Here is a 15,189-nt window from a genome sequence, read left to right as displayed (position 1 = left end):
AAACCGCATCGGGTGCCGAAAGGACCTCCTGCACGATGGAGCGATGTCTCATGCGGACGGTCTGCCCGTCGCACGCCTGATGGGGGCGGTCCCGCCGCCGGCGCTCGTGCTGCTCGGCATCGTGAGCGTCCAGGTCGGAGCGGCCTTCGCGAAGCAGCTCTTCACGTCCGTCGGCGCGACCGGGACGGTGGCGGTGCGGCTCGTGCTCGCCGCCGCGGTGCTGCTGCTCATCTGGCGCCCGTCGCTGCGGGTGGACCGCCGCACGCTGCTGGTCGTCGCGAGCTACGGCGGTGTCCTGGCCGCGATGAACCTGACCTTCTACCAGGCGCTCGACCGCATCCCGCTCGGCGCGACGGTGACCATCGAGTTCCTCGGCCCGCTCGCGGTGGCGGTCGCCGGGTCGCGCCGCTGGCTCGACGGGGTGTGGGTCGTGCTGGCCGGCGGCGGCGTTCTGCTGCTCACCCGCGCGCAGGGCGGCCTCGACCTGGTCGGCGTGCTGTTCGCGCTGGCGGCGGCGGTGTGCTGGGCGGGCTACATCCTGATCGCGGCCAAGCTCGGCAGCCAGACCTCCGACGGCAAGGGGCTGGCGCTGGCGATGGTCGTCGGTGCGGTGATCGCGTTGCCGTTCGGCGCAGCGTCGGCGGGCACGGCGTTGCTGGACCCGTTCGTGCTGGTCGCGGGCTTGGCGGTGGCGTTGCTGTCGTCGGTCGTGCCGTACTCGCTGGAGCTGGAGGCGCTGCGCCGCATCCCGCCGCGGGTGTTCGGCATCCTGATGTCGCTGGAACCCGCGGTCGCCGCCGTGGCCGGGCTGGTCCTGCTCGGCGAGCACCTCGAACCGGCGCAGTGGGTGGCCGTGTGCTGCGTGGTCATCGCATCCGTGGGGGCCACGCGGTCCGCGCGTCCCGAGGCCTAACGGGCCCGCAGCTCACCCTTCAGCACCGAGGCCACGTCGTAGCGCGCCGGGATCTCCAGCTGGTCGTACCGGCACGACAGCGGCTCGCGGTCCGGCCGCCAGCGCGCGAACTGACCGTTGTGCCGCAACCGCACCGGCGCGTCGCCCTCGGTCTGCGTGTAGTGGATCTCCACGACCCGCTCCGGCCGCAGCGCCACGTACCCGGCCTGCTGCCCGCGCCACCGGTTGATCTCCCCCGGAATCCGCTGCCCCGGCCGCGGGGCCGCCCACGGGTGGTCGTCGGCGGTCGTGATCAACGGCGCCAGCTCGGCCGCCAGCTCACGGCGTTCGGCCGCCTTGAACGAGCCGCAGACACCGATGTGGTGCAGCACGTCGTTGTCGTCGTAGACGCCGAGCAGCATCGACCCGACGGCCGTGCCCGGCTCGGTGTCCTTGTGCCAACGCAGACCCGCCAGCACGACGTCGGCCGTGCGCGCGTGCTTCACCTTGATCATCGAACGCTTGCCGGGCGTGTACGGGCCGTCGGCGAGCTTGCCCATCACCCCGTCCAGACCGGCGCCCTCGAACAGCGTGAACCACTGCCGAGCGGTCTCCACCGACGTCGTCGCCGGCGTCACGTTCAGGCCCGGCAGCTCCAGCAGCGCCGCCCGCCGGTCCACCGTCGCCGACTCCAGCAGCTCCCGTGAGCCCAGTGCGAGCAGGTCGAACGCCACGAACGTCGCCGGTGACGTCTCGGACAGCAGCGCCACCCGCGAGGCCGCCGGGTGGATGCGCTCGGACAACGCGTCGAAGTCCAGCTCGTCGTCGCGGGCCACGACGAGCTCGCCGTCGACGACCACGCGTTCGGGCAGCACCGCCAGCATCGACGCCACGACCTCGGGGAAGTAGCGGTTCAGCGGCTTGCCGCTGCGCGACTGCAGGACGACCTCGTCACCGCAGCGGAACACCACGCAGCGGAAGCCGTCCCACTTCGGTTCGAACAGCAGGTCGCCCGAGTCGGGGACGCCGTTCACCGCGGTGGCCAGCATCGGCTGCAGGGGAGGGGTCAGTGGCAGGTCCACGCGGCACATCCTGCACCGTCAGCGGGAGTCCCGCCGCCGGTACCGCAGCAACAGCACGTCGTCCGCCCGCAGCACCGACCGCAGCTCCAGGTCCGCGGGCACCCCGCCCGGTCCGTGCGCGATCCGCCCGGCGTCACCGGCCGCGAGCACCGGCGCCACCGTCAGGTTCAGCTCGTCGACCAGCCCGGCGGCGAGCATCGTGCCGAACAGCTTCGGCCCGCCCTCCAGGTTGATCCTGCGCAGCCCGCGCGCCGCCAGCTCCCGCACCGCCACCGCGAGGTCGACCTCGTCCTCACCGGCGACGACCACGTCGGCGGGCAGCTCGGGCAGCTCCGCCCGCGCCGTCGTGACCACGATCGGCGGGACCGCCGTGTCGGTGAACAGCGGCAAGCCGGGGGTGAGCGAGCCGCGCGCCGTGACGACCGCGATCGGCAACGCCGGCGCGAGGCCCAGCCGTTCCCGCCGCGCCACGTCGGGCCGCGCACCCCGGTAGCCCTCGGCCAGCACCGTTCCCGCGCCCACCAGCACGACGTCCGCGAGGTCGCGCCCGAGCAGGTAGATCCGCTTGTCCGCGGGCGAGCCGAGCCCCGCCGAGCGCCCGTCGACCGTCACCGCACCGTCCACGCTGGACACGAAGTTCGCGGTCACCCACGTGCGGTCCGCCGGGTAGCCGTAGAGGTCCTCCAGCGCTGTGTCGGTCATCTCAACGCCCGGTGAGGGCCACAACATCTGCACTGGGCCATCCCATCACGCCGATAGGCTGCGGGGCATGCGCCTGTCCGACCGGGATCCCCAGATCGGGGCCGACGAACTGGTCGAGGGCCTGGTGCCCCCGCCCAGGTTCGACACCGTCAGCTTCGACAGCTACATCCCCAACCCGGACGAGCCCAGCCAGGCCGCCGCCGTCAAGGCCGGTCAGGAGTTCGCCGCGCGGGTGAACGCGCGCCGCAGGAAGTGGTCGCTGTTCGGCAGGTCCGAGGACGAGGGCAAGCTCGGCCTGTACCTCGACGGCGGCTTCGGCGTCGGCAAGACCCACCTGCTCGCCTCGCTGTGGCACGCCGTGCCCGGCCCCAAGGCGTACGGCACGTTCGTCGAGCTGCACGAACCTCGTCGGCGTGCTGACGTTCCCCGAGGCGGTCAAGCGGCTGAGCGGGCACCGGCTGCTCGCCATCGACGAGTTCGAGCTCGACGACCCCGGCGACACCATGCTCGTCACCCGGCTCATCAAGGAGCTGATGGCGCAGGGCGTGCACATCGCCGCCACCTCCAACACGCTGCCGGACAAGCTCGGCGAGGGCCGGTTCGCCGCCGCCGACTTCCTGCGCGAGATCCAGTCGATGTCGGCGAAGTTCGACGTCGTGCGCGTCGACGGCCCCGACTACCGCCACCGCGGCCTGCCCGACGCACCGCCGCCGATGACCGACGACGAGCTCCAGGCGCGTGCCGAGCAGATGCCCGGCTCGACCCTCGACGACTTCGGCGACCTGCTCAAGGCCCTCGCCCGCATCCACCCGTCGAAGTACGGGCGGCTCGTCGACGGCGTCAGCACCGTGCACCTGCGCGGGGTCACCGCGGCGCCCGACCAGTCCGTCGCGTTGCGGCTGGTCGCGCTGGGGGACCGGCTCTACGACCGCGACATCCCGGTGGCGGTGTCCGGGCAGCCGCTGTCGGACCTCTTCACCGAGGAGATGCTGCGCGGCGGCTACCGCAAGAAGTACCTGCGGGCGGTGTCCAGGCTCGTGGCCCTGAGCCGGTGAAACTCGCCCGTTCGGCGAGTTTGAGTCCGGTGTTCTTCGAGTATCCCCTGGTGGACGAGTGGGAATGATGACGTCCCGACGTCTCCCCGGAGGCCCCGATGCTGAGCGAAGCCGAACGCCGCTCCCTCGACGAGATCGAGCAGCGGCTCCGCACCGAAGAACCCGGTCTGGCCCGCGCCATGACCAGCTCGCGGTCCGCGCGGCCGTGGCTGTTCTGGCTCCTGCTGGTCGTGTTCGGCGGGTTGACCGTGCTGTGCCTGACGATCTCCGCGTTCGGGCCGGCGTTCCAGTGCCTGCTGGTGACCGCCGGCGTGCTCGTGTGGCACCGGCATCCAATACGCATCCGCTGATATCCAATATATTGCTCAGCGCAGAGGCTGTCCGAAACTCGGTGGCGCCCAGACCCCTGCTGCCGTGACCATCTCGGCGTGGGTTATCTGGAAGCGAACGGGCTGGCGTACGCACTCCCCGACGGCCGGGAGCTGTTCCGCGACGTCTCGTTCAAGGTGAGCGGCGGGACCGTCGTCGCGCTGGTGGGGGCGAACGGGGTCGGCAAGACGACGCTGCAGCGCATCCTGTCCGGCGAGCTGACGCCGAAGCAGGGCAGCGTGCACGTGCAGGGCGGGCTCGCGGTGATGCCGCAGTTCATCGGCTCGGTGCGCGACGACACCCTGGTCAGGGACCTGCTGCTGGCCGTGGCGCCGCAGCCGTTGCGCGCGGCCGCGAAGGAGCTCGACGACGCCGAGCTCGCGTTGATGGACACCGACGACGAGGCCGCGCAGATGCGGTACGCGACCGCGCTCACCGACTACGGCGAGGCCGGCGGGTACGACGTCGAGGTGCTCTGGGACACCGTGACGGTGGCGGCGCTCGGCCTGCCGTTCGACCGCGCCCGGTTCCGCGAGGTGCGCACGCTGTCGGGTGGCGAGCAGAAGCGGCTGGTGCTGGAGGCGTTGCTGCGCGGCCACGAACAGGTGCTCCTGCTCGACGAGCCGGACAACTACCTCGACGTGCCCGGCAAGCGCTGGCTGGAGGACCGCCTGCGCGCCACCGACAAGGCCGTGCTGGTCGTGAGCCACGACCGCGAGCTGCTCGCGAACGCCGCCACGCACGTCGTGACCGTCGAGGCGCACTCGGCGTGGACGCACCCCGGTTCGTTCGCGACCTGGCACGACGCCCGCGCGCGGCGCATCGAGAAGCTGCTGGAGGACCACCGCCGCTGGAACGAGGAGCACGAACGCCTCAAGGAGCTCGTGCGCTCACTGCAGCAGCAGGCGAAGTACTACGAGTCGATGGCGCCGAAGTACCGCGTGATGGCCGCACGGCTGCAACGGTTCGAGGACGCCGGACCGCCACCGGAGGTCCCGCAGGACGAGAAGGTCGCGCCGCGGCTCCGTGGCGGCCGCACCGGTGTCCGCGCGATCACGTGCGAGCAGCTGGAGCTGACCGGGCTGATGAAGCCGTTCTCGCAGGAGATCTTCTTCGGCGACCGGGTGGCGGTGCTGGGTTCCAACGGCTCGGGCAAGAGCCACTTCCTGCGCCTGCTCGGCGGTGACGACGTGCGCACCACAGGCGCGTGGAAGCTCGGCGCGCGCGTTGTGCCGGGTCTGTTCGCGCAGACGCACGAGCACCCGGAGTGGCTCGGCCGCACGCTCGTGGACATCCTCTGGCACGGCGACGGCCAGCGCGCCGGCCGCGACCGGGGTGCCGCGATGTCGGTGCTGCAGCGCTACGGCCTGCACCAGGCGGGCGACCAGCGGTTCGAGCACCTGTCCGGCGGCCAGCAGGCCCGGTTCCAGATCCTGCTGCTGGAGCTGTCCGGTGCGACGCTGCTGCTGCTCGACGAGCCGACCGACAACCTCGACCTCGCCTCCGCGGAGGCGTTGCAGGACGCGCTCGCCGACTTCGAGGGCACCGTCGTCGCGGTGACGCACGACCGGTGGTTCGCGCGGTCGTTCGACCGGTTCCTGCACTTCCGCGCGGACGGCCGCGTGTCCGAAGTGGACGAGCCGGTCTGGACCTGAGCCCCCGCCTCTCGTCCTCCCTGGCCAGGCATCTGCAAGTACCACCAACACATGATCAAATCGCCGCTGACCACCACCGACATGTTCGCCATCTGCCGAACCAGGGCCGCGGGCGGGGTCAGGCCTCCGGTGGAACGGTGAACGGCAGGTTCCAGGCGACGAGCGCGCCGTCGCCGACCAGCCCGCCGGCCTTGCGGTAGGTGGCCTGCGCCGCCGTGTCGCCGGTGGCGGTGCCGGTCCACATCGCGTAGCAGCCCCGTTCCGCCGCCAGCGTGCGCAGCGCCTCGACCAGCGCCGTGCCGATGCCGCGGCGCAGGAACGCCTCGTCCACGCCCAGCTCGTAGAGGAACATCTCGGTGCCCTTGTCCGGGTGCGTGGTCTCCACACCGGACACGAACCCGGCCGGCCGCTCGCCGACGTAGGCGATCAGCAGGTGGTGGTGGTCCTGGGCGAGGAACCGCGCCGTCGCGTCCGGCAGCGGCGGCGTGTCGAACAGGTGCGCTGCGGCGGACACGTCGTCGGGGGAGGCGGCGCGGCGGATCTTCATGTGACCAGGCTAAACATTCTTCCCACCCGCCTCGGTGCGGCGGATCCGCTGGCGTGTCGGCCCGCGCGGTCACTCGACGTGCGCGGGCAGCTTCCCGTTCTTGACCAGCGCCGCGAGCTCGGCGTGGTCGGCCTCGGTCCGGTCGGCGTAGTCGAACGCGTACTTCGCGAACGCCTCGTCGAGGTCCTCGCCGCCGCCGTTGCGGAAGTAGCCCGCGAGCAGCCGCGGGTCGACCGAGCGGGTGTGCGCGCGGGCCAGCAGCGCGCCCGCGAACCGGCCGTAGTCGTCGAGGTCGTCGCGCTTGAGCGTGGTCGCGTCGATCTCGCCCTTGCGGTTGCGGAACTGCCGCACGATGAACGGCCGGCCCTCGATCGTCGTCCAGCCCAGCAGGATGTCGGTCTCGGCCTGCACCAGCCGCGCGCCGTGCACGATCCGCTTGCCCTCGTGCTTGGCCGGCTCGACGTCCAGGAACGGCTGCAGCGCCGACGGCCTGGCCTCCTTGCACTGCAGCACGAGCGCCTCGTCCCCGTTGCCGTGCAACAGGACCAGGTAGTTGCGCAGGCCGACGCTGCCGGTGCCGACGACCCGGAACGCCACGTCCGACACGCCATAGCGCATGATCAGGTTGGTCCGGGACTCGCGCAGGGTGTCCACGTAGGACGGCAGTGCGGCGACCACCGCGTCGGCGGTGCGCTGCGTGACGGAGGTGAAGGTCGGCGGGTTCGTGACGAACCGCCACCGCTCGCCGTCGTGCGCGGTCCACCTCGCGGCGAACCGGGCACTGGTGTTCTTGCGCGACTTCTGCGCTGCCTTGGAGAAGTCGTTGATCAGGTCGTCGGCCTTGACCTTCGACAGCGTCGACTCGTCGCCCAGTGCGGTCCACGATTCCATGAACGGGACCTCCGCCAGGTGCGCGATCACCGAGCGGTAGGCGCTGACGGCGTCCTCGGCGGCGTCACGGCACCCCTTGTCGGACACGCCGCCGGTGCGCCCGGCGAGCACCAGCGACGTGACGAGCCGCTTGAGGTCCCACTCCCACGGGCCCGGCAGCGTCTCGTCGAAGTCGTTGACGTCCATGACGATCTGGCCCTCGGGCGTGCCGTAGAGGCCGAAGTTCGCCGCGTGCGCGTCACCGCACAGCTGGGCGTGCACACCGGTCGAGACCCCGGCGGCCAGGTCGCCCGCCTGCAGGCCGGCCGCGCCGCGGAAGAACGCGAACGGGTTGGCCAGCATCCGCCCGATCCGCAACGGGACCAGGTGCTCCAGCCGGCCCTGGTTGCTCGCGTGCAGGAACTCCTCTACCGAGGGGCGCCGCGCGGCCAGCGAGACGGCCCTGTGCGCCTTGAAGTCCACAGTGGACCGCAACGCGCGGCCTCGCGCGTAGACCTCCTCCGGCTCGACCCACCGGCCCAGCGCGGCGGCAGCCCGAGCCCGCACCCGTTCACCCATGCGAGCCATGATGCATCGGCCGGGTGGACGGTGTGCCTGGTCCGCAGCATTTGTGACCTACGGCCCTGAGTCGATTCGCCCAGACGGGCACGAACCGTCACGCGTTGCGCGCGGCGCGGTCGATCTCCGCCCTCCGCCGCTCCCAGAACGCCGCGTCCCTGCCCGTGACCTCGACCGTGCCGTCGAGCTGCTCGCGCAGGACGTCGGCGTGCCCGGCGTGCCGGTTGGTCTCGGTGAGCACGTGGACGAGGACGTTGAACAACAGCACGTCCGGGCGCGGCCACCACGGGACGTGGCCGGGCGCGTCGACCGGCAGCGCGGCGATCGTCGCGTCCGAGTGCTCCCAGGCGCGCCGATAGCCCTCGACGATCTCCGCGCGCGTCTCGTGCTCGGTCGCCCACAGGTCGGTGCCGCGCACCGCCGGGTCGTCCCAGCGGGCCACCGGCCACGGACACCGACGGCCGAAGACCTCGCCGAAGTAGCGGGACTCCGTGAGGGTCAGGTGCTTGACCAGGCCGAGCAGGTTCGTGCCCGTCGTGGTCAGCGGCCGGCGGGCGTCGTACTCGGACAGCCCGTCGAGCTTGCGCACCATCACCTCACGGATCTCCCGGAGGTCCTCGTGCAGGTACTGCTTCGCGAAGTCGTCGATCACCCCGCCAGGGTGCCAGCTACGGTGCGACGACCGCCGCGATCGCCCGCACACCGAGGTCGATCTCGTCCCGCGTGATCACCAGCGGCGGCGCGACGCGCAACGTGGACGCGTGGGTCTCCTTGCACAGCACGCCCCGCGCGGAGAGCGCCTCGGACGCCGCACGGCCGACCGGGCCGCCGGGCGCGATCTCGACACCGGCCCACAGGCCGCGCCCGCGCACCTCGGCGACGCCGTGGCCCACCAGCTTGCCGAGCTCGGCGTGCAGGTACCCGCCCAGCTCGCGGGACCGCTCCTGGAACTCGCCGGTGGCCAGCAGCCGCACCACCGCGCGGCCGACGGCGCAGGCGAGCGGGTTGCCGCCGAACGTGGAGCCGTGCTCGCCGGGCTTGAGCACACCCAGCACCGTCTTCGACCCGACCACCGCGGACACCGGCAGGATGCCGCCGCCCAGCGCCTTGCCCAGCGTGTAGAGGTCGGCGCGCACACCCTCGTGGTCGAGCGCGAACAGCTCACCGGTGCGGCCGAGACCGGACTGGATCTCGTCGGCGATCATCAGCACGTCGTGCTCGTCGCACAGGCGGCGGATGCCCGCGAGGTACCCGGCGGGCGGCACGACGACGCCGGCCTCGCCCTGGATCGGCTCGATCAGCACGGCGGCGGTGCGCTCGGAGATCGCGGACTCGACCTCGTCGAGGTTGCCGTACTTGACGACCTTGAAGCCCGGCGTGAACGGACCGAAGTCGTTGCGCGCGGTGTCGTCGGTGGAGAACGACACGATCGTCGTGGTGCGGCCGTGGAAGTTCGAGCCGGCCACGATGATCTCGGCGGTGCCCTCGGGCACGCCCTTGACCCGGTAGGCCCACTTGCGCGCCACCTTGATCGCGGACTCGACGGCCTCCGCGCCGGAGTTCATCGCGAGGACCAGCTCGGTGCCGGTGAGCTGGGCGAAGCTCGCGGCAGAACAGGCCGAACTGGTCGTGGTGGAACGCGCGGCTGGTGAGCGTCACGCGGCCGAGCTGCTCGACGGCGGCGGCCACCAGGTCGGGGTGGCGGTGGCCGAAGTTCAGCGACGAGTAGCCGGACAGGAAGTCGAGGTAACGGCGCCCCTCGACGTCGGTGACCCACGCCCCCTCGCCGTGCGAGATGACCACCGGCAGCGGGTGGTAGTTGTGCGTGCTCCACTCCTCGTCGAGTGCGACGTAATCAGCGCTGGCCAGGTTCATGGTTCCCCTGGTGTGGTGGTCGGCGATGGCGGTCATCCTCCAAGGCTAGGGTGCCGGACAGGCGATTTCAGCCGCGAAGCGTTGCGGGGAGCCGTCAAATGTTGCGTAGATCCACCGATCGGTGGGTGATCTTTGCATGACGAGCGGACTGGGCGGTGAATCGCTACGGTCGACTGATGGCGAAGAAGTCGGTTCGTGCGGCCCTGCGACTCGACGAGGTGGACCTCTCCACCCTCGACCCGGCCGGTCGGCCGATCGGGCCGGCGAACAAGAAGGAGGCGGCCGAGGACCTCGCCGCCACCGGGACCGAGCTGGACAGCTTGCAGGAGGCGCTCTACGCGGAGGACTCCCGTGCGGTCCTGCTGGTGCTGCAGGGCATGGACACCTCGGGCAAGGGCGGGGTCGTCAGCCACGTCGTCGGCCTGGTGAACCCGCAGGGCGTGCGGATCGCGTCGTTCAAGAAGCCGACCCCGGCCGAACGCCGCCAGCACTTCCTGACACGGGTCCGCAAGGCGCTGCCGGAGAAGGGCCGCATCGGCGCGTTCGACCGCTCGCACTACGAGGACGTGCTGGTGCCGAAGGTGGAGAAGCTGCTGACGGCGGCGGAGCTGCGCAAGCGGTACAGCGAGATCAACGACTTCGAGGCCGAGCTCGCCGAGAGCGGAACCACGCTCATCAAGTGCTTCCTGCACATCTCGCCGGAGGTGCAGAAGGAGCGGCTGCTCGCACGGCTGGACGACCCGCGCAAGAACTGGAAGTACAACCCGGCCGACATCGACGTGCGGTCCAAGTGGTCGAAGTACCAGGAGGCGTACACGGCGGCGTTGCGGGCCTGCTCGGCGACGCCCTGGTACGCGGTGCCCGCCGACCGCAAGTGGTACCGGAACTGGGCGGTGAGCCGGCTGCTGCTGGAGACGCTGCGCGAGATGGACCCGAAGTTCCCGCAGCCCGCCTACGACCTCGCGGCCGAGAAGGCCCGGCTGATCTCCGCCGACCCGTTGCGGTAGGCGCAATCTTTGTTGCACCTATTGCCGGACTGTATCGATCTGGGCCACTGTGGGCTGCGCCGCCGCCGTTGAGATCGAACCGGAGGTGCGGACGTGGGTGTGGACCGGCGACGATTTCTCGGAGCCATGGGCGTGGGAGCGGGACTGCTGATGACCGGAGGAACCGCCGAGGCGGCTGCCACCACGCGGAGAGTCTTCTTCGGGGCGTACACGACGTGGAGCGGTGGCGCCCAGGGCATCGGCATCGGCACCTACGACACCGCCTCGGGGCAGCTGCGGCAGACCGGTGTCATCAAGGGCGTGGTGAACCCCTCGTTCGTCATCGAGTCGCGCGACGGCCGCTTCCTCTACGCGGTCAACGAGACGAGCAACGGCGAGGTCACCGCGATCGACGCCACCTCGCTGAAGGTGGTCAACAAGGTCGCGACCGGTGGCGCCGACCCGTGCCACCTGACGCTGGACCCGTCGGGCCGGTACCTGATCACCGCCGACTACTCGTCGGGCACGCTCAGCGTGTTCCCGCTGCGCTCCGACGGCGGCATCGGCGCGCGGTCGCAGCTGGTGCGGCACACCGGCTCCGGCCCCGACCCGGACCGCCAGCAGGGCCCGCACGCCCACCAGGTCCTGTTCGACCCGGCCGGCCGGTACGCGCTGGCCGTCGACCTGGGCGCGGACGCCGTGTTCACCTACTCGCTGGCGGCCGGGAAGCTCACCAGGGTCGCGACGGCGAAGCTCAAGCCCGGCGCCGGACCGCGGCACCTGGCGTTCCACCCGAACGGCAAGGTCGCCTACGTGGCCAACGAGCTCGACTCGACCATCGTGTCGTGCGGCTACGCCGACGGGCGGCTCACGCCCGGCCAGGTCCTGCAGACCGCACCGGCGGGCGGGGCGCGCAACTACCCGGCCGAGGTCCTGGTCTCCGGCGACGGCAGGTTCGTCTACCTGTCCAACCGCGGCCACGACAGCGTCGCGCAGTTCGCGGTGAGCGGCTCCGAGCTGTCCCTGGTCGGCACCACGCCGGTCGGCGGCAGGTACCCGCGGCACATCACCACCGACCCGAGCGGGCGGTTCCTGTTCGCCGCCAACCAGAACTCGAACACGGTCACGTCGTTCGCCGTGGACGGCGCGACCGGCAAGCTGACCCCGTCCGGAACCGCGCTGCAGACCCCGATCCCGGTCTGCGTGCTGCCCGCGCGACTGGGGTGACGCCCGCTCGCCGCGGTGGCGTCCCCCGCCACCGCGGCCGGCCGAGCCGGAGCGGAATCCCGCTCGGCTCCGCGCGGGTGTTCGTGTGATCATGCGCGGGTGAGTTCTCTGAGGGAGGTCACGGCCACCCGGTACGTGACGCCGTTCCGCGAGGGCGGTTCCATGCCGGGGCTGGTCGAGGCCGATGACCTGGGCATGTACGTGGTGAAGTTCCGCGGCGCGGGGCAGGGCGTGAAGGTGCTCGTCGCCGAGGTGGTCGTCGGCGAGCTGGCGCGGCGGCTGGGGTTCCGGGTGCCGGAGATCGTGCTCGTGCACCTCGACCCCGAGCTGGCCCGCGCGGAACCGGACCAGGAGGTCCAGGAGCTGCTGCGCGCCAGCGGCGGGCTCAACCTCGGCTTCGACTACCTGCCCGGCTCGTTCGACTTCAACCCGGTGGTGCGCGACCCCGGTGTGGAGCTCGCGACCCGGCTGCTGTGGTTCGACGCGCTCACCCTCAACGTCGACCGCAGCTGGCGCAACCCGAACATGCTGCTGTGGCACCGGGAACCGTGGCTCATCGACCACGGCGCGAGCCTGTACTTCCACTACTCCTGGAGCGAGGACAGGCCCGCCACCAAGGAGTTCCGCTACGACGCCTCCGACCACGCCATGCTGCCCAACGCCGGTGCTCTGTCCGAAGTGGACGCGGAGTTCGCCGCGAAGATCACGCCGGAGCTGCTCGACGAGGTGCTCGCGCTCGTGCCCGACGAGTGGCTGGAGGGTGACCCGCAGGAACTCAGGCGGCGCTACAAGGACTTCTTCACCTTCCGCCTCGCCCACCGCGGCTGGGTCGACTCGCTGGAGGCCGCGCGTGCCGCACGTGTTTGAGTACGCGCTGCTGCGGGCGGTGCCGCGGCAGGAGCGGGGCGAGTTCGTGAACGTCGGCGTGATCGTCTACTGCGCCGCGCTGGACTTCCTGTGCGCCAAGACCCATGTGGACGGTGACCGGCTCCGGGCGCTCGACCCGGCGCTCGACCTCGAGACGCTCGGCAGCAGCCTGGCCCACCTGGCGAGCTCGTGCGACGGCACGCCGGACGCGGGACCGGTGAGCCGGACGACGATCGGGCAGCGGTTCCGTTGGCTCACGGCGCCGCGCAGCACCGTCGTGCAGACCTCGCCCGCGCACACGGGCTGGACCGACGACCCGTCGGCTGAGGTCACCCGCCTCTTCGAAGCGCTCGTGCTGCCGCCCCGGTAGGTTCGTCGCAACCTGAACGGGCGCACCGCGTCCCTAGGTGCAAAGCGAAACTGATGCGATCGGGGTTGGCGACACATGAGCGCTGGGTACCACCAGGGCTATCAGCAGCAGCGGCGTCCCATGCCGCAGGGGCGACCGAGGAAGAGGAAGCGTCCCGGACGCACCATCCTCGTCGTGCTGCTGGTCTTGCTGCTGGCCGCAGTCGGGTTCTTCTTCTACGTCGACTCGACCCTCAAGCGCATCGACGCGCTGCCGGACTACGAGGGGCGGCCGGCCGAGACGCCGGGCACCACGTGGCTGCTCGTCGGTTCCGACGCGCGGGAAGGCCTGTCGCAGGAGCAGAAGGACGCTCTCGCGACCGGTGACGCGGCGGGCCGGCGCACCGACACCATCATGATGCTGCACCTGCCGGACAACAGCGCGGCCAAGCCGACGCTGCTGTCGTTGCCGCGCGACTCCTACGTCCCCATCCCGGAGAACGGGCGCAACAAGATCAACGCGGCGTTCGCGTTCGGTGGGCCGCAGCTGCTCGTGCGGACCGTCGAGGGTGCGACGGGCGTGCGGATCGACCACTACATGGAGATCGGCTTCGGCGGGTTCTCCGACATGGTCGACGCGGTCGGCGGCGTCGACATCTGCATCGACGAGCCGATCAAGGACCCGCTGGCCGGCATCGACCTGCCCGCCGGCTGCCAGGAGCTCGACGGGCCGCAGGCGCTCGGGTTCGTGCGGACCCGTGCGTTCGCGACCGCGGACCTGCAGCGCGTGCAGAACCAGCGCAAGTTCCTGTCGGCGCTGTTCGAGAAGGTGCAGAGCCCTGCCACCCTCGCGAACCCGTTCCGCGTCGTTCCGCTGCTCAACGCGGCGTCCGGTGCGGTGTCGGTCAACGAGGACGACCACGTGTGGCACCTCGCGAGCGTCGCCCTCAACATGGGCGAGGCGCAGAGCGGGACGGTGCCGATCGCGGGCACCCCGACGGTGCCCGGTGCGGGTTCGGTCGTGCAGTGGAACAAGGAGCAGGCGTCCCAGCTGTTCGACCTGATCAGCAAGGACCAGCCGGTTCCCGCTGACCTGATCGCTGTCCCGAAGTAGTCACTCGGCGGGTTCGGGGACGGGCTCCGAACCGGTCAGACCGGCCTCCTGTGCGATCTCTTCGAGCTCGCGCAGGAGGTCGTCGTATATGGGTGTCAAAGACATGGTGGTAGCCCCCTCGTTCTGATCTTCCCCCGTTCAGGTGACGGGAGCTTACGCCCCTGTACCCGGCGTTCTCGCGACATATGCCCGAATCTCGCTAAATGGTGGCTAAATCTACCTTGCGACCAGGCAATATGTGGAGCCGCCACATGTCGGTCACGACCGGTCACGCCTACCGTTTCCGGCCATGTCGAGTGTCACGGGCCACACCGCACTGGTCACCGGAGCCGCCAGCGGCATCGGCCTGGCCTGCGCCCGCGCCCTGTCGTCTGACGGCGCGAAAGTCCACCTGGTCGACGTCGACCCCGGCGTGCTGCCGCTCGCCGAGGAGATCGGCGGTGTCGGGCACGTCCTCGACCTGACCGGTGACGTCGGCGCTTTGCCCGCCGAGGTCGACGTCCTCGTCAACAACGCCGGCGTGCAGCACGTCGCCCCCATCCACGAGTTCCCCGCCGACCGCTTCTCGGCGATGCTGGAACTCATGCTCGGTGCCGCGTTCCGGCTCACCCGGCACGTCCTGCCGCACATGTACGACCGCGGCTGGGGACGGCTGGTCCACGTCTCCAGCGTGCACGGGCTGCGGGCGTCGGCGTTCAAGTCCGCCTACGTGGCGGCGAAGCACGGCCTGGAGGGCTTCTCCAAGGTCGCCGCGATCGAGGGCGCGCCGCACGGCGTGACCTCCAACTGCGTGGCACCCGGCTACGTGCGGACCCCGTTGGTGGAGAAGCAGATCGCCGACCAGGCGCGGGTGCACGGCATCCCCGCGGCCGACGTCGCGGAGCAGGTCTTCCTCAAGCGCAGCGCAGTCAAGCGGCTGATCGAGCCCGACGAGGTGGCGGCAGCCGTGCTGTGGTTGTGCGACAACAGTTTTGTGACCGGTACGTCGTTGGCCGTCGACGGCGGCTGGACTGCTCAATGA

Annotated in this window: 14 protein-coding genes and 2 pseudogenes; 10 read left to right on the top strand and 6 right to left on the bottom strand. The window is 71.0% G+C overall.

The features are described 5' to 3' along the window. Window positions 1-43 precede the first annotated feature (43 nt). Window positions 44-913 (top strand): EamA family transporter, encoded by an 870-nt coding sequence (locus ACVDFE_RS36295; RefSeq protein WP_360399072.1) that lies wholly within the window; start codon window positions 44-46, stop codon window positions 911-913. On the opposite strand, the gene ACVDFE_RS36290 is transcribed toward ACVDFE_RS36295, so the two are convergent. Together ACVDFE_RS36290 and ACVDFE_RS36285 are read right to left on the bottom strand one after the other, a co-directional pair. After that, window positions 910-1,974 (bottom strand): ATP-dependent DNA ligase, encoded by a 1,065-nt coding sequence (locus tag ACVDFE_RS36290; RefSeq protein ID WP_458433628.1) that lies wholly within the window; start codon window positions 1,972-1,974, stop codon window positions 910-912. The genes ACVDFE_RS36295 and ACVDFE_RS36290 overlap by 4 nt on opposite strands. An 18-nt stretch (window positions 1,975-1,992) precedes the next feature. Further along, window positions 1,993-2,676, bottom strand: a complete 684-nt coding sequence (locus ACVDFE_RS36285) for a pyrimidine reductase family protein (RefSeq protein WP_458433627.1) — start codon at window positions 2,674-2,676, stop codon at window positions 1,993-1,995. A 67-nt stretch (window positions 2,677-2,743) separates the two neighbouring features. Here ACVDFE_RS36285 and zapE point away from each other — a divergent pair. The 3 genes and pseudogenes from zapE to ACVDFE_RS36270 all read left to right on the top strand — a co-directional run bounded on the left by zapE (window position 2,744) and on the right by ACVDFE_RS36270 (window position 5,755). Further along, window positions 2,744-3,731, top strand: a pseudogene (gene zapE, locus ACVDFE_RS36280) (cell division protein ZapE). Window positions 3,732-3,829: 98 nt separating this feature from the next. Beyond that, window positions 3,830-4,081 carry a DUF3040 domain-containing protein gene (locus ACVDFE_RS36275; RefSeq protein ID WP_458433626.1) on the top strand — a complete coding sequence of 84 codons (252 nt, stop codon included), beginning with the start codon at window positions 3,830-3,832 and terminating at the stop codon, window positions 4,079-4,081. Between the two features lie 78 nt (window positions 4,082-4,159). Further along, complete coding sequence (locus tag ACVDFE_RS36270) at window positions 4,160-5,755, top strand: ABC-F family ATP-binding cassette domain-containing protein (protein ID WP_360399057.1); 1,596 nt, start codon at window positions 4,160-4,162, stop codon at window positions 5,753-5,755. Window positions 5,756-5,873: 118 nt separating this feature from the next. Here ACVDFE_RS36270 and ACVDFE_RS36265 read toward each other — a convergent pair whose 3' ends face one another. The 4 genes and pseudogenes from ACVDFE_RS36265 to rocD form a co-directional block, all read right to left on the bottom strand. After that, window positions 5,874-6,302 (bottom strand): GNAT family N-acetyltransferase, encoded by a 429-nt coding sequence (locus ACVDFE_RS36265; RefSeq protein WP_360399054.1) that lies wholly within the window; start codon window positions 6,300-6,302, stop codon window positions 5,874-5,876. A 69-nt stretch (window positions 6,303-6,371) separates the two neighbouring features. After that, window positions 6,372-7,751 carry a DUF2252 domain-containing protein gene (locus ACVDFE_RS36260; RefSeq protein ID WP_458433625.1) on the bottom strand — a complete coding sequence of 460 codons (1,380 nt, stop codon included), beginning with the start codon at window positions 7,749-7,751 and terminating at the stop codon, window positions 6,372-6,374. Window positions 7,752-7,848: 97 nt separating this feature from the next. After that, window positions 7,849-8,403: a DinB family protein gene (locus tag ACVDFE_RS36255; RefSeq protein ID WP_458433624.1), complete on the bottom strand. Its 555-nt coding sequence runs from the start codon at window positions 8,401-8,403 to the stop codon at window positions 7,849-7,851. Between the two features lie 16 nt (window positions 8,404-8,419). Continuing rightward, window positions 8,420-9,662: pseudogene (rocD, locus tag ACVDFE_RS36250) on the bottom strand (ornithine--oxo-acid transaminase). A 140-nt stretch (window positions 9,663-9,802) separates the two neighbouring features. On the opposite strand from rocD, the gene ACVDFE_RS36245 reads away from it, so the two are divergent. The 6 genes from ACVDFE_RS36245 to ACVDFE_RS36220 all read left to right on the top strand — a co-directional run bounded on the left by ACVDFE_RS36245 (window position 9,803) and on the right by ACVDFE_RS36220 (window position 15,189). Beyond that, entirely contained in the window at window positions 9,803-10,633 is an 831-nt protein-coding gene (locus tag ACVDFE_RS36245; protein ID WP_458433623.1) for a PPK2 family polyphosphate kinase, read from the top strand. Window positions 10,634-10,783: 150 nt separating this feature from the next. Continuing rightward, window positions 10,784-11,839, top strand: coding sequence for a lactonase family protein (locus tag ACVDFE_RS36240; RefSeq protein WP_458433622.1), 1,056 nt, complete (start codon window positions 10,784-10,786; stop codon window positions 11,837-11,839). 99 nt (window positions 11,840-11,938) lie between these two features. Further along, window positions 11,939-12,706 carry a HipA family kinase gene (locus ACVDFE_RS36235; protein ID WP_360399036.1) on the top strand — a complete coding sequence of 256 codons (768 nt, stop codon included), beginning with the start codon at window positions 11,939-11,941 and terminating at the stop codon, window positions 12,704-12,706. After that, window positions 12,690-13,076, top strand: coding sequence for a DUF3037 domain-containing protein (locus ACVDFE_RS36230; RefSeq protein ID WP_360399033.1), 387 nt, complete (start codon window positions 12,690-12,692; stop codon window positions 13,074-13,076). The genes ACVDFE_RS36235 and ACVDFE_RS36230 overlap by 17 nt, the downstream gene beginning before the upstream one ends. A gap of 174 nt (window positions 13,077-13,250) precedes the next feature. Further along, a complete protein-coding gene (locus ACVDFE_RS36225; protein WP_360399030.1) occupies window positions 13,251-14,168 on the top strand; it encodes an LCP family protein in 918 nt (305 codons plus the stop codon). Between the two features lie 289 nt (window positions 14,169-14,457). After that, the gene (locus tag ACVDFE_RS36220; RefSeq protein WP_360399027.1) at window positions 14,458-15,189 is read left to right on the top strand and encodes an SDR family NAD(P)-dependent oxidoreductase; all 732 of its coding nucleotides are present in this window, start codon (window positions 14,458-14,460) and stop codon (window positions 15,187-15,189) included.

Source organism: Lentzea chajnantorensis (genome assembly GCF_054300775.1).
Note: the sequence above shows the minus strand (reverse complement) of the source record. Positions and strands in the feature narration are given on the sequence as shown.

Coding starts and splice junctions, on each gene's coding strand:
- ACVDFE_RS36285 (WP_458433627.1), bottom strand. CDS start 2,676: ATGACCGACACAGCGCTGGAGGACCTCTACGGCTACCCGGCGGACCGC.
- ACVDFE_RS36265 (WP_360399054.1), bottom strand. CDS start 6,302: ATGAAGATCCGCCGCGCCGCCTCCCCCGACGACGTGTCCGCCGCAGCG.
- ACVDFE_RS36220 (WP_360399027.1), top strand. CDS start 14,458: ATGTCGAGTGTCACGGGCCACACCGCACTGGTCACCGGAGCCGCCAGC.
- ACVDFE_RS36245 (WP_458433623.1), top strand. CDS start 9,803: ATGGCGAAGAAGTCGGTTCGTGCGGCCCTGCGACTCGACGAGGTGGAC.
- ACVDFE_RS36240 (WP_458433622.1), top strand. CDS start 10,784: ATGACCGGAGGAACCGCCGAGGCGGCTGCCACCACGCGGAGAGTCTTC.
- ACVDFE_RS36275 (WP_458433626.1), top strand. CDS start 3,830: ATGCTGAGCGAAGCCGAACGCCGCTCCCTCGACGAGATCGAGCAGCGG.
- ACVDFE_RS36260 (WP_458433625.1), bottom strand. CDS start 7,751: ATGGGTGAACGGGTGCGGGCTCGGGCTGCCGCCGCGCTGGGCCGGTGG.
- ACVDFE_RS36295 (WP_360399072.1), top strand. CDS start 44: ATGTCTCATGCGGACGGTCTGCCCGTCGCACGCCTGATGGGGGCGGTC.